At 67.7% G+C, this 22279-nt stretch carries 24 protein-coding genes and 1 pseudogene; 12 read left to right on the plus strand and 13 right to left on the minus strand.

Going from position 1 to position 22279, the window contains the following annotated elements; genetic code table 11:
- Positions 1-43 precede the first annotated feature (43 nt).
- On the plus strand, positions 44-589 hold the full coding sequence (locus tag AC1RRV_RS17215; RefSeq protein WP_492860877.1) for a PAS domain-containing protein: 546 nt from the start codon (positions 44-46) through the stop codon (positions 587-589).
- Between the two features lie 56 nt (positions 590-645).
- On the opposite strand, the gene AC1RRV_RS17220 is transcribed toward AC1RRV_RS17215, so the two are convergent.
- Complete coding sequence (locus AC1RRV_RS17220; protein WP_492860878.1) at positions 646-2313, minus strand: choline dehydrogenase; 1668 nt, start codon at positions 2311-2313, stop codon at positions 646-648.
- A 305-nt stretch (positions 2314-2618) separates the two neighbouring features.
- Positions 2619-3155, minus strand: coding sequence for a gamma carbonic anhydrase family protein (locus AC1RRV_RS17225; protein ID WP_492860879.1), 537 nt, complete (start codon positions 3153-3155; stop codon positions 2619-2621).
- Between the two features lie 327 nt (positions 3156-3482).
- Between AC1RRV_RS17225 and AC1RRV_RS17230 the strand changes: the two genes are divergently transcribed.
- The 4 genes from AC1RRV_RS17230 (at position 3483) to AC1RRV_RS17245 (ending at position 7360) form a co-directional block, all read left to right on the plus strand.
- Positions 3483-4286 (plus strand): PhoH family protein, encoded by an 804-nt coding sequence (locus AC1RRV_RS17230; protein WP_492860880.1) that lies wholly within the window; start codon positions 3483-3485, stop codon positions 4284-4286.
- Positions 4287-4417: 131 nt separating this feature from the next.
- Positions 4418-4762, plus strand: coding sequence for a hypothetical protein (locus AC1RRV_RS17235; RefSeq protein WP_492860881.1), 345 nt, complete (start codon positions 4418-4420; stop codon positions 4760-4762).
- A gap of 43 nt (positions 4763-4805) precedes the next feature.
- Positions 4806-5129, plus strand: coding sequence for a hypothetical protein (locus tag AC1RRV_RS17240; RefSeq protein ID WP_492860882.1), 324 nt, complete (start codon positions 4806-4808; stop codon positions 5127-5129).
- A 251-nt stretch (positions 5130-5380) separates the two neighbouring features.
- On the plus strand, positions 5381-7360 hold the full coding sequence (locus AC1RRV_RS17245; RefSeq protein ID WP_492860883.1) for an OPT family oligopeptide transporter: 1980 nt from the start codon (positions 5381-5383) through the stop codon (positions 7358-7360).
- A 62-nt stretch (positions 7361-7422) separates the two neighbouring features.
- Here the strand turns inward: AC1RRV_RS17245 and AC1RRV_RS17250 are convergent, their stop codons facing one another.
- A complete protein-coding gene (locus tag AC1RRV_RS17250; RefSeq protein WP_492860884.1) occupies positions 7423-8106 on the minus strand; it encodes a GNAT family N-acetyltransferase in 684 nt (227 codons plus the stop codon).
- Between the two features lie 95 nt (positions 8107-8201).
- On the opposite strand from AC1RRV_RS17250, the gene AC1RRV_RS17255 reads away from it, so the two are divergent.
- Positions 8202-9047, plus strand: coding sequence for a hypothetical protein (locus AC1RRV_RS17255; RefSeq protein ID WP_492860885.1), 846 nt, complete (start codon positions 8202-8204; stop codon positions 9045-9047).
- Here AC1RRV_RS17255 and AC1RRV_RS17260 read toward each other — a convergent pair.
- Positions 9032-9646: a TetR/AcrR family transcriptional regulator gene (locus tag AC1RRV_RS17260; RefSeq protein WP_492860886.1), complete on the minus strand. Its 615-nt coding sequence runs from the start codon at positions 9644-9646 to the stop codon at positions 9032-9034. The genes AC1RRV_RS17255 and AC1RRV_RS17260 overlap by 16 nt on opposite strands.
- 97 nt (positions 9647-9743) lie before the next feature.
- Here AC1RRV_RS17260 and AC1RRV_RS17265 point away from each other — a divergent pair, with 97 nt between their 5' ends.
- Positions 9744-11012, plus strand: a complete 1269-nt coding sequence (locus AC1RRV_RS17265) for an MFS transporter (protein ID WP_492860887.1) — start codon at positions 9744-9746, stop codon at positions 11010-11012.
- A gap of 25 nt (positions 11013-11037) precedes the next feature.
- Here the strand turns inward: AC1RRV_RS17265 and AC1RRV_RS17270 are convergent, their stop codons facing one another.
- Positions 11038-11244 carry a DUF3126 family protein gene (locus tag AC1RRV_RS17270; RefSeq protein ID WP_012640547.1) on the minus strand — a complete coding sequence of 69 codons (207 nt, stop codon included), beginning with the start codon at positions 11242-11244 and terminating at the stop codon, positions 11038-11040.
- A 15-nt stretch (positions 11245-11259) separates the two neighbouring features.
- Positions 11260-12228 carry a LysR substrate-binding domain-containing protein gene (locus AC1RRV_RS17275; protein ID WP_492860888.1) on the minus strand — a complete coding sequence of 323 codons (969 nt, stop codon included), beginning with the start codon at positions 12226-12228 and terminating at the stop codon, positions 11260-11262.
- A 72-nt stretch (positions 12229-12300) separates the two neighbouring features.
- On the opposite strand from AC1RRV_RS17275, the gene AC1RRV_RS17280 reads away from it, so the two are divergent.
- On the plus strand, positions 12301-12477 hold the full coding sequence (locus AC1RRV_RS17280) for a hypothetical protein (protein WP_492860889.1): 177 nt from the start codon (positions 12301-12303) through the stop codon (positions 12475-12477).
- A 189-nt stretch (positions 12478-12666) separates the two neighbouring features.
- On the opposite strand, the gene AC1RRV_RS17285 is transcribed toward AC1RRV_RS17280, so the two are convergent.
- The 3 genes from AC1RRV_RS17285 to AC1RRV_RS17295 form a co-directional block, all read right to left on the minus strand.
- A complete protein-coding gene (locus AC1RRV_RS17285) occupies positions 12667-13449 on the minus strand; it encodes a glutaminyl-peptide cyclotransferase (RefSeq protein WP_492860890.1) in 783 nt (260 codons plus the stop codon).
- A gap of 3 nt (positions 13450-13452) precedes the next feature.
- Positions 13453-14283, minus strand: coding sequence for a serine O-acetyltransferase (cysE, locus tag AC1RRV_RS17290; protein WP_492860891.1), 831 nt, complete (start codon positions 14281-14283; stop codon positions 13453-13455).
- A 142-nt stretch (positions 14284-14425) separates the two neighbouring features.
- Complete coding sequence (locus tag AC1RRV_RS17295) at positions 14426-15046, minus strand: NUDIX domain-containing protein (RefSeq protein ID WP_492860892.1); 621 nt, start codon at positions 15044-15046, stop codon at positions 14426-14428.
- A gap of 109 nt (positions 15047-15155) precedes the next feature.
- On the opposite strand from AC1RRV_RS17295, the gene AC1RRV_RS17300 reads away from it, so the two are divergent.
- Positions 15156-15773, plus strand: coding sequence for a nitroreductase family protein (locus tag AC1RRV_RS17300; protein WP_492860893.1), 618 nt, complete (start codon positions 15156-15158; stop codon positions 15771-15773).
- A gap of 37 nt (positions 15774-15810) precedes the next feature.
- Entirely contained in the window at positions 15811-16113 is a 303-nt protein-coding gene (locus AC1RRV_RS17305; protein WP_492860894.1) for a hypothetical protein, read from the plus strand.
- 200 nt (positions 16114-16313) lie between these two features.
- On the opposite strand, the gene AC1RRV_RS17310 is transcribed toward AC1RRV_RS17305, so the two are convergent.
- From AC1RRV_RS17310 to queF, 3 genes are all read right to left on the minus strand, one after another.
- Positions 16314-17075, minus strand: a complete 762-nt coding sequence (locus tag AC1RRV_RS17310) for a LytR/AlgR family response regulator transcription factor (protein WP_492860895.1) — start codon at positions 17073-17075, stop codon at positions 16314-16316.
- On the minus strand, positions 17075-18202 hold the full coding sequence (locus tag AC1RRV_RS17315) for a sensor histidine kinase (RefSeq protein WP_492860896.1): 1128 nt from the start codon (positions 18200-18202) through the stop codon (positions 17075-17077). Before AC1RRV_RS17315 ends, AC1RRV_RS17310 begins: the two co-directional genes overlap by 1 nt.
- Positions 18203-18541: 339 nt before the next feature.
- Positions 18542-18997, minus strand: a complete 456-nt coding sequence (gene queF / locus AC1RRV_RS17320) for a preQ(1) synthase (RefSeq protein WP_172272006.1) — start codon at positions 18995-18997, stop codon at positions 18542-18544.
- 68 nt (positions 18998-19065) lie between these two features.
- Between queF and AC1RRV_RS17325 the strand changes: the two are divergent.
- A pseudogene (locus AC1RRV_RS17325) lies at positions 19066-19886 on the plus strand (SDR family NAD(P)-dependent oxidoreductase).
- 355 nt (positions 19887-20241) lie between these two features.
- A complete protein-coding gene (locus AC1RRV_RS17330) occupies positions 20242-20934 on the plus strand; it encodes a TorF family putative porin (RefSeq protein ID WP_492860897.1) in 693 nt (230 codons plus the stop codon).
- 66 nt (positions 20935-21000) lie between these two features.
- On the opposite strand, the gene AC1RRV_RS17335 is transcribed toward AC1RRV_RS17330, so the two are convergent.
- On the minus strand, positions 21001-22278 hold the full coding sequence (locus AC1RRV_RS17335; RefSeq protein WP_492860898.1) for an MFS transporter: 1278 nt from the start codon (positions 22276-22278) through the stop codon (positions 21001-21003).
- Position 22279: the final 1 nt, after the last annotated feature.

A 22279-nucleotide genomic window follows, 5' to 3' on the forward strand; every position in this document is an offset into this window, starting at 1 on the left:
TGCGGTCGAAAAACAGCCGCGCGGGACCCGCAAGGGGACGACGATGTTCCATCCAAGCACGGAACGGTTGATAGACTATTGGCGTGACAAGAAAGGTGACGAGGCCTTGCCGCGTCGCGCCGACATCAATCCGGGCGATTTCCTCGAGCTTTTGCCGCAGGTCTTCATCCTGGGCCGGGACGGCGGCAGGCTGCCTTTCCGCCTTGCGGGGGGCTTTGTCACCGACCTGCACGCCCGTGATCTGCGCGGCCAGGACGCCCTGTCCATGTGGGCCCTGGCTCATCGCCTGGAGCTAAAGAGCGCCCTGGACGTCGCCCGCAAGCGCCGCACGCCCGTGGTGGTCACCGCCGATATCCGCGCCCACGGCGTGCCGTCGGTCGGCATGGAAGTGCTGTTCGCCCCGCTGCAGGGGGCCAGCGGCGAGACCGACCGCTTCCTGGGGCTCTACCAGCCGATCGCCATGCTGGCCCGCCTGATGGGTCGCCCCGCCTACGAACTGGGCCTGCGCGAAATCAAGCCGCTCGGCGACGACAACCAGGACATGCCCCGCCTGCGCCTGGCCACCCTGGACGGGCGAGCCATCGCCTAGAGCGCGGTAATTTCGACCTAGCCGCCCGCCTAAAGTCCCCTCCCGGGGAAACGGATCTATTCCGCCGCCACGGCCCGACCGTCCTCGAACACCGGCACGTCCAGCGCGGGCAGCGCGGCCTTGCCGCGGATCAGGTCGGCCGCGCGCTCGGCGATCATCAGCGTCGGTGCGTTGGTGTTGCCGCCGACCAGGGTCGGCATGACCGAGGCGTCGATCACCCGCAACCCCTGCAGGCCTTGAACGCGAAGCTGGTCGTCGACCACCGCCAGCGGATCGCCGGCCGCGCCCATGCGGCAGGTGCCGACCGGGTGGTAGATGGTCTCGGCCTTGGCGCGGATCCAGGCGTCGAGGTCGGCGTCGCTGCGGACGTCCGCGCCCGGCGCGTATTCGGCGTCGCGATAGGGATCGAAAGCCGCCTGGGCCACCGTCTCGCGAGCGATGCGCACGCCTTCGCGAATGGCGCGGCGGTCCTCGTCGGTGGCCAGGTAGTTGGCGCGGATGGCCGGATCGTCGAAAGGATCGGCCGAGCGCAGGCCGACATGGCCCCGGCTCTCGGGGCGCAGCTGGCAGACGTGCAGGGTGAAGCCGTCCTTCTCCACCACGACCTTGCCGTGGTCCTGCATGATGGCCAGCACCCCGTGGATCTGCAGGTCGGGGCGGTCCAGATCGGGCCGCGACTTCAGGAACGCGCCGCTCTCCAGGAACTGCTGGCGGCCCAGGCCCTTGCCGAAGAACATGTAGTTGAGGCCGACGCCCAGCTTGTTCAGGCCCTTGTTGGCCGAATAGGCGGTCTTGAGGTTCTTGGTCGTCCACGAGACGCAGACGTCCAGGTGGTCCTGCAGATTGGCGCCGACGCCCTTGGACTCGTGGACGACCGAGATCCCGTGCGCTTTCAGATCATCCGGCGCGCCGATGCCCGACAGCTGCAGGATGTGGGGCGACTGCACCGCGCCGGCGCTGAGCAGCACCTCGGCGTCGGCATAGGCGGTCTTCTTCTCGGCGGCCTTGCCGACCACGTATTCGACGCCGACCGCCCGGCCCTTCTCGACGAGGATCCGGGTCGTGCGGGCCTCGGTGACACAGGTCAGGTTCGGGCGCGACAGGGCCTGGCTCAGATAGGCCATGGCGGCGCTCCAGCGCTGACCGTCGCGGATGGTCAGGTCGTAGGGCCCGAAGCCCTCCTGCTGGTAGCCGTTGAAGTCCTTGGTCGTCTTATGGCCCGCCTGGCGGCCGGCCTCGATCAGGGTCGAATAGAACGGACTGTCGGACTCGCCCTTCGATACGTGCAGCGGCCCCTTGTCGCCGTGATAGGCGTCACCGCCGGCGTGGTGATGCTCCGAACGTTTGAAGTAGGGCAGAACCTCCGAATACGACCAGCCCGACAGGCCCATCTGCCGCCACTGGTCGTAGTCGCGCGCGTGACCGCGAATGTAGATCATGCCGTTGATGGCCGAGCTGCCGCCCAGGCCCTTGCCGCGCGGCCACCAGAGCTTGCGATTGTCCAGGTGCGGCTCGGCCTCGGTCCAGAAGCCCCAGTTCTGGTCGCCCTTGTCCTTGATCAGCTGGCCGACACCCGCCGGCATCTTGACCAGGATGGAGCTGTTCTTGCCGCCGGCCTCCAGCAGCAGGACCTTGATGTTGGGGTCCTCGGTCAGGCGCGCGGCCAGGACGCAACCAGCCGAACCGGCGCCGATCACGACATAATCAAAGCGTTCGCTGGCCATGGCCCCGACGCCCTCCCTCGAAGGTTATCATTGTTAAGCCAGAGATTGGTCCGGCTTCGGCCGGCGCGCAAGGCTCTCGGAAACTTCGTGCCGGCAAAGGCGAGTTGACCGTTCCAACTCAACGCGATCCGCGCTACATACTACCTATAGACGAAATCGGGCATGACTCGCCCGGACCAGCTTGCCGCGAAGACGACGCCTCCTCGCGGTGAGCCCCTCGCGCCCACGTGCCTTGCGCGAGGAGCGGGAGCGCCGCCCTGCATCCCCCAAGCAGCGGGCGGCGCTCCCCAAGCTCCCTTGGCCGCCTAGTTCTCGCCGACCGCCTTCAGGTCGCGGGCGTAGCGCTTCCAGTTCTCGACATAGTGCAAGGCCGAGCCCTGCAGGATCATGGTGTGGTGTTCGCTGACCTCGCGCACCACCTTGCCCGGCGCGCCCATGACCATGGAATTGTCAGGGATCTCCTTGCCCTCGGTGATCAAGGCCCCAGCGCCGATCAGGCAGTTCCTTCCGATCTTCGCGCCGTTCAGGACGATCGCGCCGATCCCGATCAACGAACCATCGCCGATCGTGCAGCCATGAAGCATCACCATGTGCCCGATGGTCACGTTGGCGCCGATGGTCAGGGGAACGCCAAGATCAGTGTGGAGAACCGAGCCGTCCTGGACGTTGCTGTTCTCGCCGATGGTGATCGGATCGTTGTCGCCGCGCGCGATGGCGCCCCACCAAATACTGGCGTTATTCTTGAGAATAACGTTGCCCATCACACTCGCTGTTGGCGCGATCCAGTATTCACCTTGGGCGGGTAGCGTGGGCGTCACGGCGCCTAGGGAATAGACAGTCATCCGTATGCCTCGTTTTCTTGGGGACGATCTTCAGATTAACGACCCGGAAACCATGTTCCCCCATTGTAGTCAGGCGATTCGAGGGGGAACATTCCTCAAGTGGGAATCATTTTTCTCTCGTTACGGGTCGGGGGCGACCACCGCCAACGGCCCACCCGCTGACGAAGACGAGGTGTCGCTCTTGGCGTTTCGGCGTAACTCTCCGCCACCCCAAACTTCTAATGGGGGAAGCTCTCCCGAGCCGCCTCGCCGCGCATGCGGCTTCGTTGCAATCCAGCTCACAGCCAAGGACGACGCCTCACGGCCTCGTCCTTTTTTCATGCCTGAATGGAGGCTTTGATGACCAAGCGAGCCCTGAAGCGAATGGCGCGTGAAGGCGCGTACGAGACCGGCCAATACGGTGATGACGCCAAGGTGCGTCGCCTGCCGATCGATGTTCGCGACCGTGGGAACGGTTGGTCGCCCTTGGGGCACGATGGCGCGCCGAACAATCCAGAGCGCGATCAGAGTTACCTCAAAACCATAAAACCCAAATCGCCAGGCCAGGCCCAGTTGATGGAAGCCATCGACGAGAAGAACCTGGTCATGGCGCTCGGCCCCGCCGGCACCGGCAAGACCTACATCGCCATCTCCAAGGCCGTGGAGGCCCTGGAGGCCGGCCGGGTCAGCCGCATCGTCCTGTCGCGCCCCGCCGTCGAGGCCGGGGAATCGATCGGCTACCTGCCGGGCGACATGGAGGACAAGCTGGCCCCCTATCTGCGCCCGCTCTACGACGCCCTGACCGACCGCCTGTCGGTCAAGCGCATGCGGGCCCTGATGGCCGAAGGCGCCATCGAGATCGCTCCGGTCGGCTTCATGCGCGGCCGCACCCTGAACAACGCCTTCGTGGTGATCGACGAGGCCCAGAACTGCACCTACATGCAGCTGAAGATGCTGCTGACGCGCCTGGGCTGGCACTCGACCATGGTCGTCACCGGCGACCCGAACCAGTCGGACTTGCTGCCCGGCATTTCGGGCCTGGCGGATGTGGCCGCCCGCTTCGAGGCGGTCACCAACATCGCCGTGGTCCGTCTGGCCGACCGCGACATCGTCCGTCACCCCCTGGTCGCGGAGATGCTCGGCGTTCTCTGATCCATACCTTCAAAGAAAACGGGAAGCGCTCCGCTCGCGGAGCGCTTTCTTTTTACTGGTGGTCGTCAAACATGTTGACCGCGCGCGAAAGTTGAGCCCCAATCTCCAACGAACAAGGGAGACTATCGACGATGAACAAGCTCTCCACCCTGGTGCTGGTCGGTCTGGCCGGCGCCGCGCTCGCCACCGCCGCAAACGCCCAGTCCGCGCCCAGCGCGCCGGCCTGGACCCCGCCGCCGGGCAGCAGCACGGGCATGCCCATCACCGGCTACAACTACGATCTCTGGTCGTACATGTCGGTGAAGAAGATGGACGAGAACGTCCTCAAGATCGTCGACAAGCCGGGCTGGGATCGCGCCCGCCAGGCCGCCGCCGCCATCAACGGCGGTCGCTGCGGCGAGGCCGCCGTCATCGCCGCCAAGGCCAACGACGCTCGCCTGATGCAGGGCGTCAAGCGCGCCTGCAAGGTGGTCTAGGCCCTCCGCGCCCATTCCGCCCGCCCCTGATAGAGGACATCGCATGCGCAAGATCATCATCGCCGGTCTCCTGACGCTGGCCGCCGCCTCCACGGCCCAGGCCCAGTCCGTCACCACCATCCAAAGCGTGCCGACCAGCTATTCGTCGCTGAACAATCCTTCGCCCCGCAACGACAACTGGTTCGAGACCTTGAACAAGGTCGACCGGGAACAGCTCCAGGGCGTCGACAAGGACAGCTGGTCACGCGCTCGCCGCGCCGCGGCCGCCATCAACGCCAATCGCTGCGGCGACGCGGCCGCGATCGCCGTCGAGGCCAAGGACGAACACCTGCTGGAAGGCGTCAAGCGCGCCTGCAAGGTCGCCTAGAACGCGTTGGGCAAAGGTGTGAGCGGCTCTGCCCGCCAGAACGCGCTCCAGACCTTCACGGTTAGAGCCTGTTTGTCGTGTTCAGATGATTCCGTCTGAACACGACAGGCCCTAGGCGAAACATCCCCCGGAGCGTTCGTTCCCGCCCGATAAACGGCGAAGAACAGCCCTTTGGGGACCAAATCCGAGCTTGAGTTCGGGGCGGTCGGACGTGCAAGGTCCGACCGCCTTAACTTTATCCGGACCCGTTCATGGCCGACACCGAAGCGCCCCGCACAGAATTGACCCTTCGAGGGATCATACTGGGCGTTCTGATCACCCTCGTCTTCACCGTCGCCCAGGTCTATCTGGGCCTGAAGGTCGGCCTGACCTTCGCCACCTCGATCCCCGCCGCCGTCATCTCGATGGCCCTGCTGCGGGCGTTCAAGACGTCGACCATTCAAGAAAACAACATCGTCCAGACCATCGCCTCGTCGGCGGGCACGCTGTCGTCGGTGATCTTCGTGCTGCCCGGCCTGCTGATGATCGGCTGGTGGGCGAACTTCCCGTACTGGCAAGTGTTCGGCGTCTGCGCCGCCGGCGGCGTGCTGGGCGTGGCCTATTCGATCCCGCTGCGCCGGGCCCTGGTCACTCAATCCGACCTCCCCTACCCCGAAGGCGTCGCCGCCGCCGAGGTGCTGAAGGTCGGCTCCAGCTCGCGCGAAGGCGCCGAGGAGGGCAAGGCGGGCCTGTTCGCCGTGACCGTCGGCGCGATCACCTCGGCGCTGTTCGCCGCCCTGGCCGCCGCCAAGCTGTTCGCCGCCGAAGTGGCCGGCTTCTTCAAGGTCGGCGCGGGCGCGACCGGCCTGGGCGCCTCGGCCTCGATGGCCCTGATCGGCGCGGGCCACATCATGGGCATCACCGTGGGCGTGGCCTTCATCGTCGGCCTGATCATCGCCTGGGGCATCGCCACCCCGATCCTGACCTCGCTGGCCCCCTGGACCGGCGACGTCGCCACCCACGCCACGACCGTCTGGCGCAGCCAGGTCCGCTTCATCGGCGCCGGCGCCATCGGAGCCTCGGCGATCTGGACTCTCGGCAAGCTGGCCGTGCCCGTCTGGCGTGGCCTGATGGCCGCCCTGGCCGCCAGCGCCGCCCGCAAGACGGGCGAAGGCGCCATTCCCCGCGTCGAGCAGGACATCCCGATCGGCATCGTCGGCCTGATCGTCCTGATCGTCCTGGCTCCGGCCGGTTGGCTGCTTTACGACTTCCTGGCTGGCGGTCCGCTGGCCGGCCTGGCCGTGCCCCTGGTGCTGGCCGGCGTGGCCTTCATGGTCGTGGCGGGTCTCTTCGCCGCCGCCGTCTGCGGCTACATGGCCGGCCTGATCGGCGCCTCCAACAGCCCGGTCAGCGGCATCGCCATCCTGTCGATCCTCGGCGCCTCGGCGATGATCGGCGCGATCGGCCACGCGGCCATCGGTCCGAACGTCGACACCGCCATGATCGCCTTCGCCCTGTACGTCACGACGCTGATCATGGCCGTGGCCGTGATCGCCAACGACAACCTGCAGGACCTGAAGACCGGCCAGCTGGTCGACGCCACGCCGTGGAAGCAGCAGGTCGCCCTGATCATCGGCGTCGCCGCCGGCTCGGCCGTCATCCCGCCGGCCCTGGAGCTGATGAACCGCGCCTGGGGCTTCGCCGGCGCGGCGAACCTGCAAGCGGTCGCCGCCAACCCGCTGCCCGCCCCGCAGGCCACCCTGATCTCGACCCTGGCCAAGGGCGTGATCGGCGGGCAGCTGGAGCTGCCGATGCTGACCGTCGGCGTCCTGGTCGGCATCGTTCTGGTGATCATCGACGAGAGCCTGCGCAAGTTCAGCGCCAACAAGTACGCCCTGCCGCCGCTCGGCGTGGGTCTGGCCATCTACCTGCCCAGCGCCGTGACCGCCCCCGTGGTGATCGGCGCGGTCGGCGGCTGGCTGTACGAGAAGTGGGTCCGCAAGGGTCCGAACGCCGAGGGCGCCGAACGCCTGGGCGTGCTGGCCGCCTCGGGCTTCATCGTCGGCGAGAGCCTGTTCAACGTCGCCTATGCCGGCCTGATCGTCGCCACCAACAAGGACGCGCCCCTGGCCGTCCCGTTCGCCCCGTCCGAGGGCGTCGGCATGATCTTCGCGGCCATCGCCGGGATCGGCCTGCTGGTCTGGCACTATGTCTGGGCCAAGGGCGCGGCGGCGCGGTCGGCGAAGGCGTAGGCGCTTTCTCCCAGCCGGATACGAAGGGCGGGCGGTCGCAGGACCTCCCGCCCTTTTTCGTTTCAGCCGGCCGGCGTCAGGATCGTGAACACCACTTCGCGGCGACCACGATAGCCCAGCGACTCATAGAGGCCGATCGCCGTGGCGTTGTCGGCGTAGCTGTGCAGGAAGGCCTTTTCGCCGCGCGCCAGGATCTTGGCGGTCACTTCGCGCAGCAGGCGGGCGGCATAGCCCTTGCCGCGATGGTCGGGATGGACGCAGACGCCGCTGGCCTCGGTATAGCCATCGGGCCGCATCCGCTCGCCGGCCATGGCGACCAGCTGGCCGTCGACGCGGACGCCGATGAAGTCGCCCAGCTGGTGAGTGCGGCCGAAGAACGGACCGGGCTTGGTCAGGGTGGCCAGGGCCAGCATCTCCGCCGCATCGGCGTCGCCGAGGGCCAGCATGTCGAAGGCGACGTCCCAGGCGGGCGCGACCTCGACGGCCTCCATCTGCAGGCACAGGGCGCTGGAGACCCTCTCCGTTCCAGGCACCGGCGGCGGCGCGGCTGGCTCGACGAGACCGACAGTCCCTTGCGCCCGCACCAACTCGCCCAAGGCGGCCAGGCTCTCGGGGCTCTCGTCCACCATCCCGGCGAAGAGGCCGAAGTCCGGGTGCATCCGCAGCGCTCCGCCGTGATGGACGGCCAAGTGGCTCTGGCGGCCGGTCAGGGTCGAATAGGCGGGGCGGTCGAGGGGATGGTCCATGAGGTCCTATTTAGGGTGATCGCTCGCTGGTCGCCACGTTGCGAGAGCGGGACGTATCAGGCAAGTTCGCGGCCTTACTCAACCGGGAGACGCCGATGAGGCTCGCCGCGACCGTCGTCCTTCTGGTTCTGTCCGCCGCTTCGGGCGCCTGGGGCCAAGGCCCGCCGCCACCCGTCCTGACGCCCCCGGAACTCGAAAAGATCTATGACGGCTACGACCTGAGCACGCCCTATCAGCTCTGGCGCTATTGGGTCGAAAACCAGAAGGGTCCCGTGATCGAAGCGTTGATCGCCGCCCCGGATCCCTCCCCTGACGCCCCGGTCGTCGGCCAGCCGCTCATCCGGTTCAAGGGGTCCGGGGACATGGGCCTGGTGGTGGCCGGCGATCTGCGGGCCTATTGCCGCCGCAAGCTTCCCTATGGGTTCGACACCTGCCGCCACGTGATGCGGCGGGTCACCATCCCGATCGATGCGGCCAGCTACGGGACCGAAAACTCGCTGTCGACATGGACCCGCCAGAACTTCGGCCCCGAGCGGCTGGCCGCTCGCCTGAAGGCCGCCGGCTTCGCGCCCAATACCGACTGGTGGACGGCCGATCGGACCCGGATGTTCGACGGTCAGCCCTCGCCGAACGAGGTCCTGCGTCGCGCGGCCATGGTCGAGCGCGTCGACACGCGCGACTGTCCGGCCCTGGCCAAGGCGATCGACGAGATGGAGACCAAGCGGATCGAGGCGGCCGTCGATTTCTGGACCGTCGGTCCAGAAGCCAAGCTGGTCCCGCCTCGCCCACACGCCACGCGCTGGCGCTTTACGCTAGAGATGCTGGTGGGCGGCCGTCCGGTCACGCTCGAGAGCGACGGCGCCATGGTCGATCCCATCGTCGGCCCCGTCCTGGATGCCGGGGAAGCCTGCATGCGGGCCAAGGCTCAGTCCGGGCAGTAGGCGGCGATCAACGCCTTCACGGCGCCGACCACGGCCTTGGCGGGCTTGTCCTCGCCGGCGAACATCTGGCTGGAGGTGAAGACGCCCTCGACCAGCAGCATCATCGCATCGCCCAGCCCCTTGGGATCGGACGCGCCCATCTGCGCGGCCTTGGCCTGGAGACGCTCGCGCAGCTGCTGCTTGTGCGCCTGGGCGACCTGGCGGCCGGCGTGCTGGCGGTCGGGATACTCGACCACCGCGTTGGACAGGTTGCAGCCGCGATAGTCGTCGCCGCCCGAGCGGTCGGCCAGCCCCTGGAAATAGGCGACCATCTGAGCCTTGGGATCGTCCGGGTGCAGGGCCTCTGCCGCCTCGAACCGGTCCCAGAAGCCGACCTCGACCTCGCGCAGCACCGCGGCGACCAGCTCGTCCTTGGACTTGTAGCTGCGATAGAGGCTGGGCTTGGTCACGCCCGCGCGGGTGACGATCTCGTCGACCCCGACGGCGCGGATGCCCTCGCGATAGAACAGCTCGCGGGCCGTCTCGAAGATGCGGTCGGCGGCGCGAAGGCCGGGGCTGTACGGCCCGGCGAGGATCTCTTCTGGCGTTCTCTTGGACATTTTCGGATATCGATCTTGACGATGTTACTTACCGGTACGTATACAGCCAATCAAGCCCGTACCGATCGGTTACATACCTGCAACTCCGAGACACGACATGCTGATCGCACGCCGCCCCTTCGGGCAGAACTACGCCTTCGTGGTCGCCGCCGCGATCTTTCTCGCCCTCTTGGCGGCCGCCGGTCTTCGAGCCGCGCCGGGCGTCCTGATCCTGCCGCTTGAGAAGGCGTTCGGCTGGGACCGCGCCTCGATCTCGCTGGCCGCCGGCGTCGGCATCTTCCTCTATGGCCTGACCGGCCCCTTCGCGGCGGCGCTGATGCAGTCGTTCGGGCTGCGCAAGACCGTCACCCTGGCCCTGCTGCTGATGTCGGTCTCGACCGGTCTCTCGGCCTTCATGACCACCTCCTGGCAGTATGTCGCCACCTGGGGCGTGATGGCGGGGGTCGGCAGCGGCGCGGTGGCCATGGTGCTGGGGGCGACGGTGGTGAACCGCTGGTTCGTCGCCCGGCGCGGCGTGATGATGGGTCTGCTGGCGGCCTCGACCGCGACCGGCTCGCTGATCTTCCTGCCCGGCATGGCCCTGATCGCCGAGCATGGCGGCTGGAGGCCGGTGGTGCTCACCGTCTCCCTGGTGGCCCTGATCCTGGCCCCGCTGATGTGGCTGCTGATCCCCGAGCGTCCCTCGGACGTGGGCCTCAAGCCCTATGGCGCGCCCGACGACTATGTGGCCCCGGCCCCGGTCAGCGGCGGCAGCGCCCTGGCCTATGCGTTCGGGGCCCTGGGCCGCGCGGCCAAGACCCGGACCTTCTGGCTGCTGTTCCTGGGCTTCTTCATCTGCGGCCTGACCACCAACGGCCTGGTCGGCGTCCACATGATCGCCTTCTGCGGCGACCGGGGCATGCCCGAGGTGCGCGCCGCCGGCCTGCTGGCGCTGATGGGCCTGTTCGACCTGTTCGGCACCACGGCCTCGGGCTGGCTGAGCGACCGCTACGACGCCCGCAAGCTGCTGTTCGTCTACTACGTGCTGCGCGGGCTCTCGCTGATCTACCTGCCCTTCTCGGACTTCTCGGTGGTCAGTCTGTCGGCGTTCGCGGTGTTTTATGGGCTGGATTGGCTGGCGACCGTGCCGCCGACCGTGCGCTTGGCCAGCGAGGCGTTCGGGGACCGCGACGGCCCCATCGTGTTCGGCTGGATCGCGGCGGGCCACCAACTGGGCGCGGCCACGGCGGCCGTCGGGGCCGGCGTCATCCGCGCCAGCCAAGGCCAGTATGTCGAGGCCTTCATCATCGCGGGGACCGCGGGCCTGGTGGCCGGCGTCGCCTCGCTGATGATCCGCCGCGCGGTCCCCAAGCCAGTCCTGGCTTGAGGCGCGCGGCGATCATGGAAGATCGTTAGTCGAGGTCCTCGCCGAGGATGGCCATCTCGAACATGAACGAGCCGTCCTCGTCCTCGTCCTGGAAGACCACGCCGATGAACTCACCGGCGACTTCGACCTCGGCCGAGTCCTTCTGCTTCGGGCGCGGCTTCACCTGGATGTGCGGGTTGCCGAAGGTGCGCTTCAGGTGCTTTTCGAGCTTGGCGACGGTCGTGGCGTCCACGGGGGGCCTCTTGTTCTAGCTGAGCGCCCGGGAGCGCGTTATCGGGGCGAAACTAGCGCCCGGGGCGGGCGGCGCAAGCGCTTCCGGCGGATGAGGTGTGGACGCTCCTTCCGCCAGCAACCAATCGCGGAACAGAACAGCCCCTTCACAAGCGCCGTTGGGCGGCGTCACGGCGACGATCGTGGCCCGTCCATGCGCGAATCCCAGAGGCGCGACGAGGCGGCCGCTGGCCAGATCCCCCTGAACGAAGGCCCAAGGCCCGATCGCCACGCCTAGCCCGGCGGCGGCGGCTTCCAGCATGTAGAAGTAGTGATCGAATTCCTGCTCGCTGACCGGCGCCGGCAGTTCGACGAGGTCCAGATTATAGGCCCAGTCCGACCAGCTTTCCCGAAAGGTGCGCGTCAGCAGGCGCGGCATGGCGCAGACTCGCGCCAGCGTCATCGGCTCTCCCGCCGCCAGTTCCGGGGCCATCACTGGGCCATGGAAATGCTCCATGAACGGCGTCACCTCGGCCTCATAGGACGCGGGTTGGCCGAGTACGCGCATCCGAATGGCGAGATCGATCCCGTCATCCTGAAAGTCGAACGGCCCATTGGACTCGGCCACCCGAACCGGAATGTCGGGATGCGCCGCCTGGAAGATGGGCAGGCGCGGGATCAGCCACTTCATCGCGAAGGTCGGCAGGCACGAGATCACCAGCGACCGGGGCCCCGCCTGAACCGGACGCGGCACGGCGGCCTCGATCTGGTCGAAGGCCGGCGACAGGGCCTGGGCCAGCTTCAGACCGGCCTCGGTCATGCGCAGGCGCGAGCGGGGCCCCTCGGTGAGGGCGACGCCCAGGTGTTCCTCCAGCTGGCGGATCTGGCGGCTGACCGCCCCGTGAGTGACGCAGAGTTCGTCGGCAGCCAGTGTCATGCGCCCATGCCGGCCGAAAGCCTCGAAGGCGCGCAAGGCGTTCAGCGACGGCAGCTGGCGGCGAGTCATGTGAAGAAACCTCACAGAAGGCCGACCGATAAGTCGTTATTCGGCGAAGCGCAACCGGGGGATAAGGAGGCCATGCCTCCCGCCGCTCCCCGCCCTGATGGTCGAAAAATCACCCTCCCCCAGGTCCTGGCCCTGATGACGATCTGGACCGCCGTGATCTACGGCCTCACGGCCCAGCGTCCGGCGGACGCGGAACAGATCTCACTGAAGGGAAAGCCCGCCCTCGTCGCCTGCGCCAAGCAAGGCTGATCTCGGCGGAAGTTGGGGCCCAGACAAGGGGGAGCCCCGGCGGCGCTTCGCGACCGGGGAGCTTGGCTATGGACAAGGGTGGGCCCCGGCGGCGCTTCGCGACCGGGGCCCGGGTCCGCCCACTAGGTCGGGGGGGCGTAGAGGGGCGGACGAAAAATAAACGCCATCCCCCAAACCCGGTTCCGCTCGCTACTTGGGCGGCAGCAATTTTATTTCGAACAGCTTCGGCCACAGCTTTCCGGTCACGAACAGCCGGTCCTTGGCCGCGTCATAGGCGATGCCGTTCAGGACGTCGTCGCGCTTTCCGGTGACCCCGGCCTCCTTCAAAAGGCCGGCCAGTTCGACCCAGCCGATGACGTTGCCGGTCTTGGGATCGATGCGGGCGATGCGGGTGGTCTGCCAGACATTGGCCAGCAGCTCACCCTTGACGAATTCCAGCTCGTTGAGGCTGCGCACCGGCACGCCGTGATCCGTGACTTCGATGCGTCCCGTCTCCTTCAGGGTCTCGGGATCCAGGAAGCGGATGAACGAGGTGCCGTCGCTCATCATCAGCCGCTTATCGTCCCGGGTCAGGGCCCAGCCCTCGCCCGAATAGCTGAACTCGCCGACCTTCTCGAAGGTGTTGATGTCGTAGATGAAGCCGATCTCGTTGGTCCAGGTCAGCTCGTAGAGCTTGTCCCCCCAGTCGACGACGCCCTCGCCGAAATAGCGGGAGTCGACGATGCGCTCCTGCTCGGAAGCGCCAGTCTCCAGGTTCCATTTGCGGATGAACGAGCGACCGGCCAGGCCGGTGCTCTCGAACATGAAGCCGTCGCGATAGAACAGCCCCTCGGTGAAGGCGTTGGCGTCGTGCGAATAGGCCTTCACGACCGTGTAGCCGCCGACGGGCGCGGTCTGGGCCCAGGCCGGCGCGCCAACGACGAGGGCGGCCGCGACCGCTAGCCCGCCCAGGTTACGCAGAAGGGTCCGCACGCGTCAGATTTCGTACGAATAGACGGTCTCGGCCAGGGTGTGGTCCATGGTCTTGGCCGGTTCCTCGCAGGTCGGGCAGTTGACCAGGCGCGCGGGCACGCCGGCCGCTGTGCAGTGGGCCGGCACAGGCCGCAGCACCACCGAGCCCGAAGCGATCTTGGCGTAGTCGCCGATCTCGATATTGCCCAGCACCTTGGCGCCGGCGCCCAGCAGGACGCCCTTGCCGATCTTGGGGTGACGGTCGCCACGATCCGCGCCGGTGCCGCCCAGGGTCACGCCATGCAGCATCGAGACATCGTCGCCGACCACCGCGGTCTCGCCGATGACGATGCCGGTGCCGTGGTCGATGAACACGCCCTTGCCGATCCTGGCGGCCGGGTTGATGTCGACCTGGAAGACCTCGCTGGACCGGCTCTGCAGATAGAAGGCCAGGGTCTCGCGGCCCTCGCTCCACAGCCAGTGCGACACGCGGTGGGTCTGCAGGGCCAGGAAGCCCTTGAAGAACAGGAACGGCTGGACATAGCCCTTGCAGGCCGGGTCGCGCTCGAACACCGCCTTGAGGTCGGCCTCGGCCGCCTCGACGATCGACGGGTCGCTTTGAAAGGCGTCGGCGGCGAATTCGCGCGCCGTCATCGCCCGCATCTCCTGGTCGCCCAGCTTGCGGGCCAACTGGAAGGTCAGGGCGTCGGCCAGATTGTCGTGACTCAGGATCACCGCATTGAGCAGCGAGGCCAGGGCCGGTTCATCCTTGGCGGCGTGTTCGGCCTGGTTGCGCAAGGCCACCCACACGGGGGTGTCGGTGTCGGGGGTCACCACTTCGAGATGCTTAGCCATCGGGCTCTCCCTTCCCCGAGCGCGTGGGCGAAAGCCCAAAGCGCGCTCTGACCTCTAACACAGGGCCCGCCAAGGCAGGCCTGGCCAGCGCTACACATAGAGCATCTTGTTAAAAAATGCTCCAATCCGCGACGAACGCCGGTTATCCGAGGATGAGAGCCGCCAGAGCGTCCGGCAGTTCCCCTCGGACCGCCATATGGTGCGTCCTGAGCAATAGCGCCACTGTCATTGAGTCAGGCATATGGCCGGAGACCGCCGCGTCCAGCGCTTCGCGGAACGGAACGCGGGCCACGGCCAAGTCCTCGGTCTCGTCCGGCGCCCGCTCCGTGGCCGACAGATCCATGGCCAGGAAGCCATGGGCGACCTCGTCGGTGACCGAGTTGGAAAGCTCCATCCTCAGGATCATCCGCCAGTCGGCGGCCTGCAGCCCGACCTCCTCGGCCAGTTCGCGCCTGGCCCCGTCCAGCGGATCCTCGCCATGCGGCGCGCCCCCCTCGGGCAGCTCCCAGCTGTAGTTGGCGAGCGAGAAGCGGTTCTGGCCGACCAGGGTCACCGTGCCGTCCTCATGCAGGGGCACGACCCCGATCGCCTGGTTCTTGAACCCGACCTTGCCATAGAGGGCCGGACGTCCCGTGGGCGCGATGGCCTGGTATTCGGTCAGGGTGATCCACGGATTGTCGTAGACGACCTGGCTGGACGAGACGCCCCAGGGCTTGCCGTGCGGCTTCAACCAGGCGGGCTTTTGGTTGGGCGTATCGGACATGGGGCTCCGAACTTATAGGTTTGGCGCGGTATTTATCGGGCGCGGACGGTTCCATCCTGTCCGACTAGGCCCTACCTGATCGGGCTTACTTAGTCTCGGAGACATCGTCTTGGCCGGTTCCGTTCCCACCGCTCCCGAATTTGGCCAGGCCCTGCCGATCGAGGCCTCGCCCGAGGTCGTGGCCTTCCTGGCCAAGCGGCGCTCGGCCAGCGCCATGAGCCTGACCGCGCCGGGGCCGGACGACGCCCAGCTGGCCGAACTCCTGCGCATCGCCGCCCGCGTTCCCGACCATGGCAAGCTGTCGCCCTGGCGCTTCGTCATCCTGAAAGGCGCGGCCAAGGACGCCTTCGCCGAGAAGATCACCGCTCTGGCCGACAGCCAGGCCAATCCGACCAAGGCCAACGCCGCCCTGCGCAAGCTGACCCGCCCGCCGGTCGCGGTAGCCGTCATCTCGCGCTTCATCGAGGGCGAGATCCCCGAATGGGAGCAGCGCCAGAGCGCCTCGGCCGTCTGCCATCAGATGTTGCTGACCGCCGCCGCCCTGGGCTGGGGGGCCAACTGGATCACCGACTGGTACAGCTACGACCCGCGCGCCCAGGCGATCCTCGGCCTCTCGGACGACGAGAAGGTCGCCGGCTTCCTCTATCTGGGCACCTCCAGCGAAGATCCGCAGGAGCGCGTGCGCCCCGACGTGGCGGCGATCACCAGCGAATGGAGCCCGGCCTAGTTCGACGCGTTGGGTCAGGGAGAGTGAGGACACCCCGATGCCGCGACGCAAGGATGCTTGGACGACCTTGGGGACCAGACTGGTCTTCGACACCTGGTCGCTGGGGCTGGAAGCCTCTTCGGTCATCGGCCTGCGGATGATGAAACTCGCCGCCGGCGGGGCCGCCGCCCAGGCCGAGGCCGAGTTGATGATCAGCGAGAAGATGACCGCCAGCATGACCCTGCCGATGCTGGCCATGACCGGCCGGCTGGGCGCCTCGGGCCCCGCGATCGCCGCGGGCTCGCTGACGCATCTGCGCAAGAAGGTGCGAGCCAACCGGCGACGGCTGGCGAAGGGCTAGCAATTCTCTTCCCACGCAAAGATCTCCGCCTTCCTCGCCCTTGTGGCGAGGACCCATGGCGGCGCCAGGCTCGGAATTGATCAGCGGTTACCGCCAGCGTGGACGCGCAGTTGTCCCATCCGCTGCCTTCTGAACGCTGGGCCCTAGGCACGAGGCCTAGGGAGGCGGTGTCTAATGTGAATGGCGCTTAGAAGCCGCCCCTAAGCCTCCTCGAGGTAGGCCAGCCCCAGTCGCGTCTGCACCGCCTTCACATAGGTCGGCCCGACCGGCACGGCCACGCCGTCACGCAGGACCAGGGCGATCAGGCCCTTGCCCAGGCGATTGACCGCCTCGACCCGATCGGGGCTCACGAAGGCCGAGCGGTGGACGCGGATCATCTTGCCCGGGTCCAGGGCCTGCTCCAGCGCGCTCATGGTGATGCGGTGGATATGGCTGCGGGTGGCCGTGTGCAGCAGGACATAGTCCTTGGCGGCCTCGATCCAGTCGATGTCGGCGACCGCCACGCGCACGTGGCCCTGGCGGGTCGCCACCCAGATGCCATCCAGGTCGTTGTCGCGGACCGGAGCGGCCTCGGCCTGCTGCTCGAAGACCCTCTGCAAGGTCCGGCGGCGGCGCGCCCGCTCGACGGCCTGGCGCAGGCGGTCGAAGCGCACCGGCTTCAACAGATAGTCGGCCGCCTCCACGGCGAAGGCGTCCGCGGCATAGACCTCGAAGGCGGTGACGAAGACGATCTCGGGACGCGCCTCGGGCGGCAACTCTGACGCCAGGGCCAGGCCGCTCAACTCGGGCATCTGGATGTCCAGCATGACCAGGTCGGGCGACAGCTCGGCGATCGCCTCGCCGGCCTCGCGGCCGTTGCGGGCCACGCCGACCAGCTTGGTGTCGGGGATCTGGGCGAACAGGGCCGACAACCGCTCCAGCGCCGCCGGCTCGTCGTCGACGAGCAGGACCTTCAGCTCCATTACGCCGCCCTCGCCTTGGAGGTCAGCACGGCCTCGAGTTTCAGCGGGATGCGCAGCAGGACCAGGAAGCCCCGCTCGCGCGGCGCCGCCTGCAGCACGCCTCGGGCGCCGTACAGGACTTCCAGCCGCTGGCGGACATTGGTCAGGCCGACCCCCATGCCGCTCGCCGTTTGGCCGCACGGCTCGCCGTCGTCCTCGATGATCACCACCAGGTCGTCGCCGTCGCGCGAGGCTTCCAGGCGAATGGTGACCGGCCGGCTGGTCTGGGCCACGCCGTGCTTGATGGCGTTCTCGATCAGCGGCTGCAGCACGAAGCTGGGGACCAGGGCGCCCCGCAGCTCGTTGGGGCACGAGAATTCGACGCCCAGGCGGTCGCGGAATCGCTCGCTCTCGATCTCGAGATAGACCTGGAGCGTGGCCAGCTCGTCCTCCAGCGGGATGATCGCCTCGGGATCGGCCGCCAGGGTCAGGCGCAGGAAGTCGGCCAGGCGGGCCAGCATCGACTCGGCCTCGTCATTGCGGCCGGTGATCACCGAGGACGACACCGCGTTCAGGGTGTTGAACAGGAAATGCGGATTGAGCTGATAGCGCAGGGCCGCCAGGCGCGCGGCGCTGGCCTGGGCCTCGGCGGCCAGGGCGGCGGCGCGCGCATCGGCCAGCTGGCGCTCGCCTTCACGGGTCACCCGGACGGCGATCATCATCAGATAGAGCGCGCCCAACAGGGCGTACATCCAGCCCGCGAGCAGGAACTGGCTGGCGGCGCGGGCCGCCACCACGCGCGGCGCCGGATGAGCGTCGTTCAGGATCTCGCGCAGGTAGCCGCCGATCAGCAGGTCCACGGTCGCCATGACCAGGGCTAGGCCGATCACCGTCGGCAGCAGCGCCGCGAAGCCCACCGGCCGCTCATCGCGCGGCGTACGCGCCGCCCGGGCATAGACGAGGCCCGAGCATAGAGCGCCGAGGCCCATGAACAGGAAGTGGCTAGCCAGCGTGCCCGGCAACGGCCCCTTGCCGCTGGCCAGGTAGGGCAAGGCGAACAACAGCGTATCCAGCCCCCAAACGCCCAGCGTGAGGAGGAGAGCTTGCCTGAAAAGGTCCGACTTCAGCCCGACGTCGATATCTTTCATGGGCGCAGTCTAGCCGAAACGACGCGAGACGCAGCCCTCGCCGGACGCACCAGCGACCGGTTTCGTCGCTCCGCCGATGGTTCGCGCGGCCCGGTCGCACGAGGCCTGACGTCAGGTCTGGGACCAGCGATGAAGAGACGGTCCTTCCGGACGACGAGGAACGTGTTTCCCTCATTCGCGCTCCGCCCATCCCTGGCGACGTCTGGAAGGCCACTCTCTGACTGAAGGCCGTCGCGCCCTGAACCCTCGTGGGCGCGGCGGCGTTTTCATCGCCGAAAACGAAGAAGGGCGCGCCCCAGCCGGACGCGCCCTTCCTTTCGTGATCGGACCTTGGAGCGATCAGCCGCGGCCGCGATAGGGCGCCACGCCCTGGTCCGGAACCCACAGGCCCTCGGGCGCCGGGCCCGTCTGCCAGAAGACGTCGATCGGGATGCCGCCGCGCGGATACCAGTAGCCGCCAATGCGCAGCCAGCGCGGCTGGGCGATCTCGACGATCTTGCGCGCCACCTTGACCGTGCAGTCCTCGTGGAACGAGCCGTGGTTGCGGAAGCTGGTCAGATAGAGCTTCAGCGACTTGCTCTCGATCAGCCACTCGCCCGGGGCATAGTCGATCACGAGATGGGCGAAGTCCGGCTGGCCGGTGACGGGGCACAGGGAGGTGAACTCCGGCGCGACGAAGCGGGCCAGGTACAGCACATCGTGCTGCGGATTGGGCACGCGCTCGAGGACGGCGGCCTCGGGGTTCTCGGGCGCATCGACGACGCGGCCCAGCTGGGTGACGTTCAGATCGGTCATCGCCGCGATTTAGGCCTCCTGGCTCCGCGAGACAAGCCGCCTGACCCCGGCTACAACGTCGCGAACAAGTGTTTGGGAGAGAAACATGTCGGGACGGGACTTCGACGGCTTCACGGTGGTGATCACCGGAGCCTCCACGGGGCTGGGTCGCGCGATCGCCGTCGAGACCGCCCGGCGCGGCGCGGGCCTGATCGTCGTCAACTACGCCCGCAGCGTCGAGGAGGCCGAAGAGACCGCTCGCCTGGTCGAGGCCGAAGGCGCCAAGGCGGCGCTGGTCCAGGGCGACGTCGCCAGCGACGAGGACTGCCGCAAGATCGCGGCGGCCGCCGATCCCTCGGGCCGGATCGACGCCCTGTTCAACAACGCCGGCGTCACCAAGTTCGCGCCGAACCATGCCGACCTCGACGCGGTGAACGCCGAGGACTTTCTACGGCTCTATTCGGTCAATGTGGTCGGCGCCTTCCAGATGGTGCGGGCGGCCCGCTCCCTGCTGGAGGCCGCGCCGTCGCCGGGCGCGGTGGTGAACACCTCATCGATCGCGGGCGTGGTCGGCAACGGCTCCTCGGTGCCCTATGCCGCCTCGAAGGGCGCGATGACCACCATGACCCTGTCGCTGGCCCGGGCCCTGGCCCCACGCATCCGCGTCAACGCCGTCTGCCCCGGCTTCATCGACACGCCGTGGTTCGGCAAGGCCATGGACGCCGAGCGGGTCGACCGCCTGCGCGCCGGCGCGGCGGCCGCCACGCCGCTGAAGGTGGCCTCGACGGCCGAGGACATCGCCGGAGCCGCGGTCTTCCTGGCTTCGCCGGCGTCGCGCCATGTCACCGGCGAGACTCTGCTGGTCGACGGCGGCCTGCACCTCGGGGGCGCAAGCCTTTCCATGCGGTAGAGCGCGATCGCCGAAAATCTGGGCATTCGGCGACAATCGCGCTCGAATTTCATGGAAATGAGCCCGATTGGGCGGTTTTGGATGGTCCAGTCGCGGCAAAACCGGCGCTAAAGGCACAGCCAAGCCGAATTCGCTTTTCAGGCGCCTGTTGCCTGGCTGCGCATGTTCTGAAGCAAAATCGTCACACTCGGCTCAAAGTTTAGGCGCCGGGCGCCCTTCTCGCTGGCGTTCGGAGTCCCCGGATTGCAACTAAGGGCGGGTCCCCGACTAATCGGCCGGGGACGCAATGCGCTTGCAGGCGCTGCCGGACCTCGGGAACCAACCCGGGAGACGGCGCAGATAAGGGGATAGAACCATGAAAGCCATGAAGATCGCGCTGGCCGCCGCCACCGCCACCGTCGCCCTCTCCGGCGCCGCGATGGCCCAAGAGCTGAAGCTCTCGTACAACGTCGGCGTCACCAGCGACTACGTTTTCCGCGGCGTCAGCCAGACCCAGGAAGATCCGGCCATCCAAGGCGGCATCGACCTGTCGTCGGGCATCGTCTACGCTGGCGTCTGGGCTTCGAACGTCGACTTCGGCGCCACCGACCCGACCGCTGAAATCGACCTGTACGCCGGCATCAAGCCGACGGTCGGCGACGCCTCGTTCGACTTCGGCGCCTACTACTACGGCTACGTCGAAGACAAGGGCCTGACCCCCGGTTCGTTCAGCTACTTCGAACTGAAGGGCGCCGTCTCGAAGGCCTTCGGCCCGGCCACCCTGGGTGCCGCCGTCTACTGGTCGCCGGAATATCCGGGCAAGGGCGGCGCTTCGACCTACTTCGAAGCCAACGCCGCCGTGCCGGTCGCCGAAAAGCTGACCCTGTCGGGTGCCATCGGCCACCAGGCCATCAAGAACTACGGCGACTACAACACCTGGAACGTCGGCCTGGCTTACGCCCTGACGCCCCAGCTGACCGCCGACCTGCGCTATCACGACACCGACGAACACAACTACGGCAAGATCTACGACAGCCGTATCGTCGTCGGCCTGAAGGCCGCTTTCTAAGCGACTTTCTCGTAGAGTAGACGTTGAAGCCGCTCCGGTTCGCCGGGGCGGCTTTTTCGTTGGGCGCTAGGGCGTGGGGACCCTCGGCGGCCGCATCGCCAGCACGGCGAAGAACACCACCGCCGTGACCGCCGCGAACAGCTGGAAGGTCGGGGCGAAGCTCCCCAGGCGATCGCGCATGGCCCCGGCGATGAACGGTCCCGCCGCCGAGACCGCGCCGACCAGGCAGGTCAGGGAGAAGAGCTCCAGATTGCTCTGGCGGCCGTAATAGTTCAGCAGCAGCACGGTCACCGCCAGCACGGTCAGGCCGAAGCCCACGCCCGTGCCGATGGCGTAGACCAGCATCAGGGCCGGACTCGTCGCCTTGGCCAGGGCCAGCAGGCCGATCACCAGCATCCCTTGGGCGAAGACCAGCAGCCAGCGCGGATCGACCCGGTCGCCCAGGGCGCCACCGGCCAGGCGGGCCAGGGTCTGCATCAGCGATTCCAGGCTCAGCATCTTGGCGGCCAGGGCGCCGGCGGCCACGACGGCGATCCCGGCCGCGACACCCAGCTCGGTCAGGTGGGTGACGGAGACGCTGGCCACGGTCACGCCGACCAGCAGGTGGCTGAAATAGGCGGCGACCAAGATGTAGAACTGCGGCGTCCGCAGCGCCTGAGCCACGGTCCATTCGTGGGCGGTGCGATAGACGCGGGCGTCGGCGGGCGCCGCACGGGCCTCCTGCTCGACCTCGAGGTCGACCTCATGCGCGGCCTGCGCCAGCCACTTGGTCCCGCCGACCATCAGGGCGCAGACCAGGCCGACGATCGCGGCCAGCGCCGCCTGGACGATCCAGTAAAGCCGCCAGTCGTCGCCGCTGCCGCCCATCAGGGCCAGGGCCATCCACGGCCCGGCGGCCCCGCCCAGCGAACCGAAGGTGAAATAGATCCCGAACGGCAGGGCGCGCTTGCGGAACAGCGACGACAGCACGTGGGTCCCAGGGATCAGGGCCGCCATCTGGAAGCCGACCCCGCACGCGGCCGCGCCGACATAGTAGCTGAGCAGGCTCTCCGAATTGGCAAGCCCCAGGAAGCCGCCGGCCAGCACTGCCGCGCCCAATAGTAGGGTCCCGCGCACGCCGATCCGACGGATCAGAATGGCCGGCAGCCACGACGAGGCCCCGGTGAAGACGCCCAGCACCGAAAAGCCCAGGAAAGCCTTCTCGAAGCTCCAGTTCAGCTCGCCGATCATAGCCGGCAGCACCACGCCCAGCGACCCGTAGGTCGAGGCGGTGATCAGGAACAGCAGCAGGCTGAACCCCGCCAGAAGGACCCAGGGGCGGAAGCGGTCGTCAGTTTGGGTCAAG

The sequence above is a fragment of the Caulobacter sp. GW821-FHT11E10 genome (assembly GCF_058808375.1).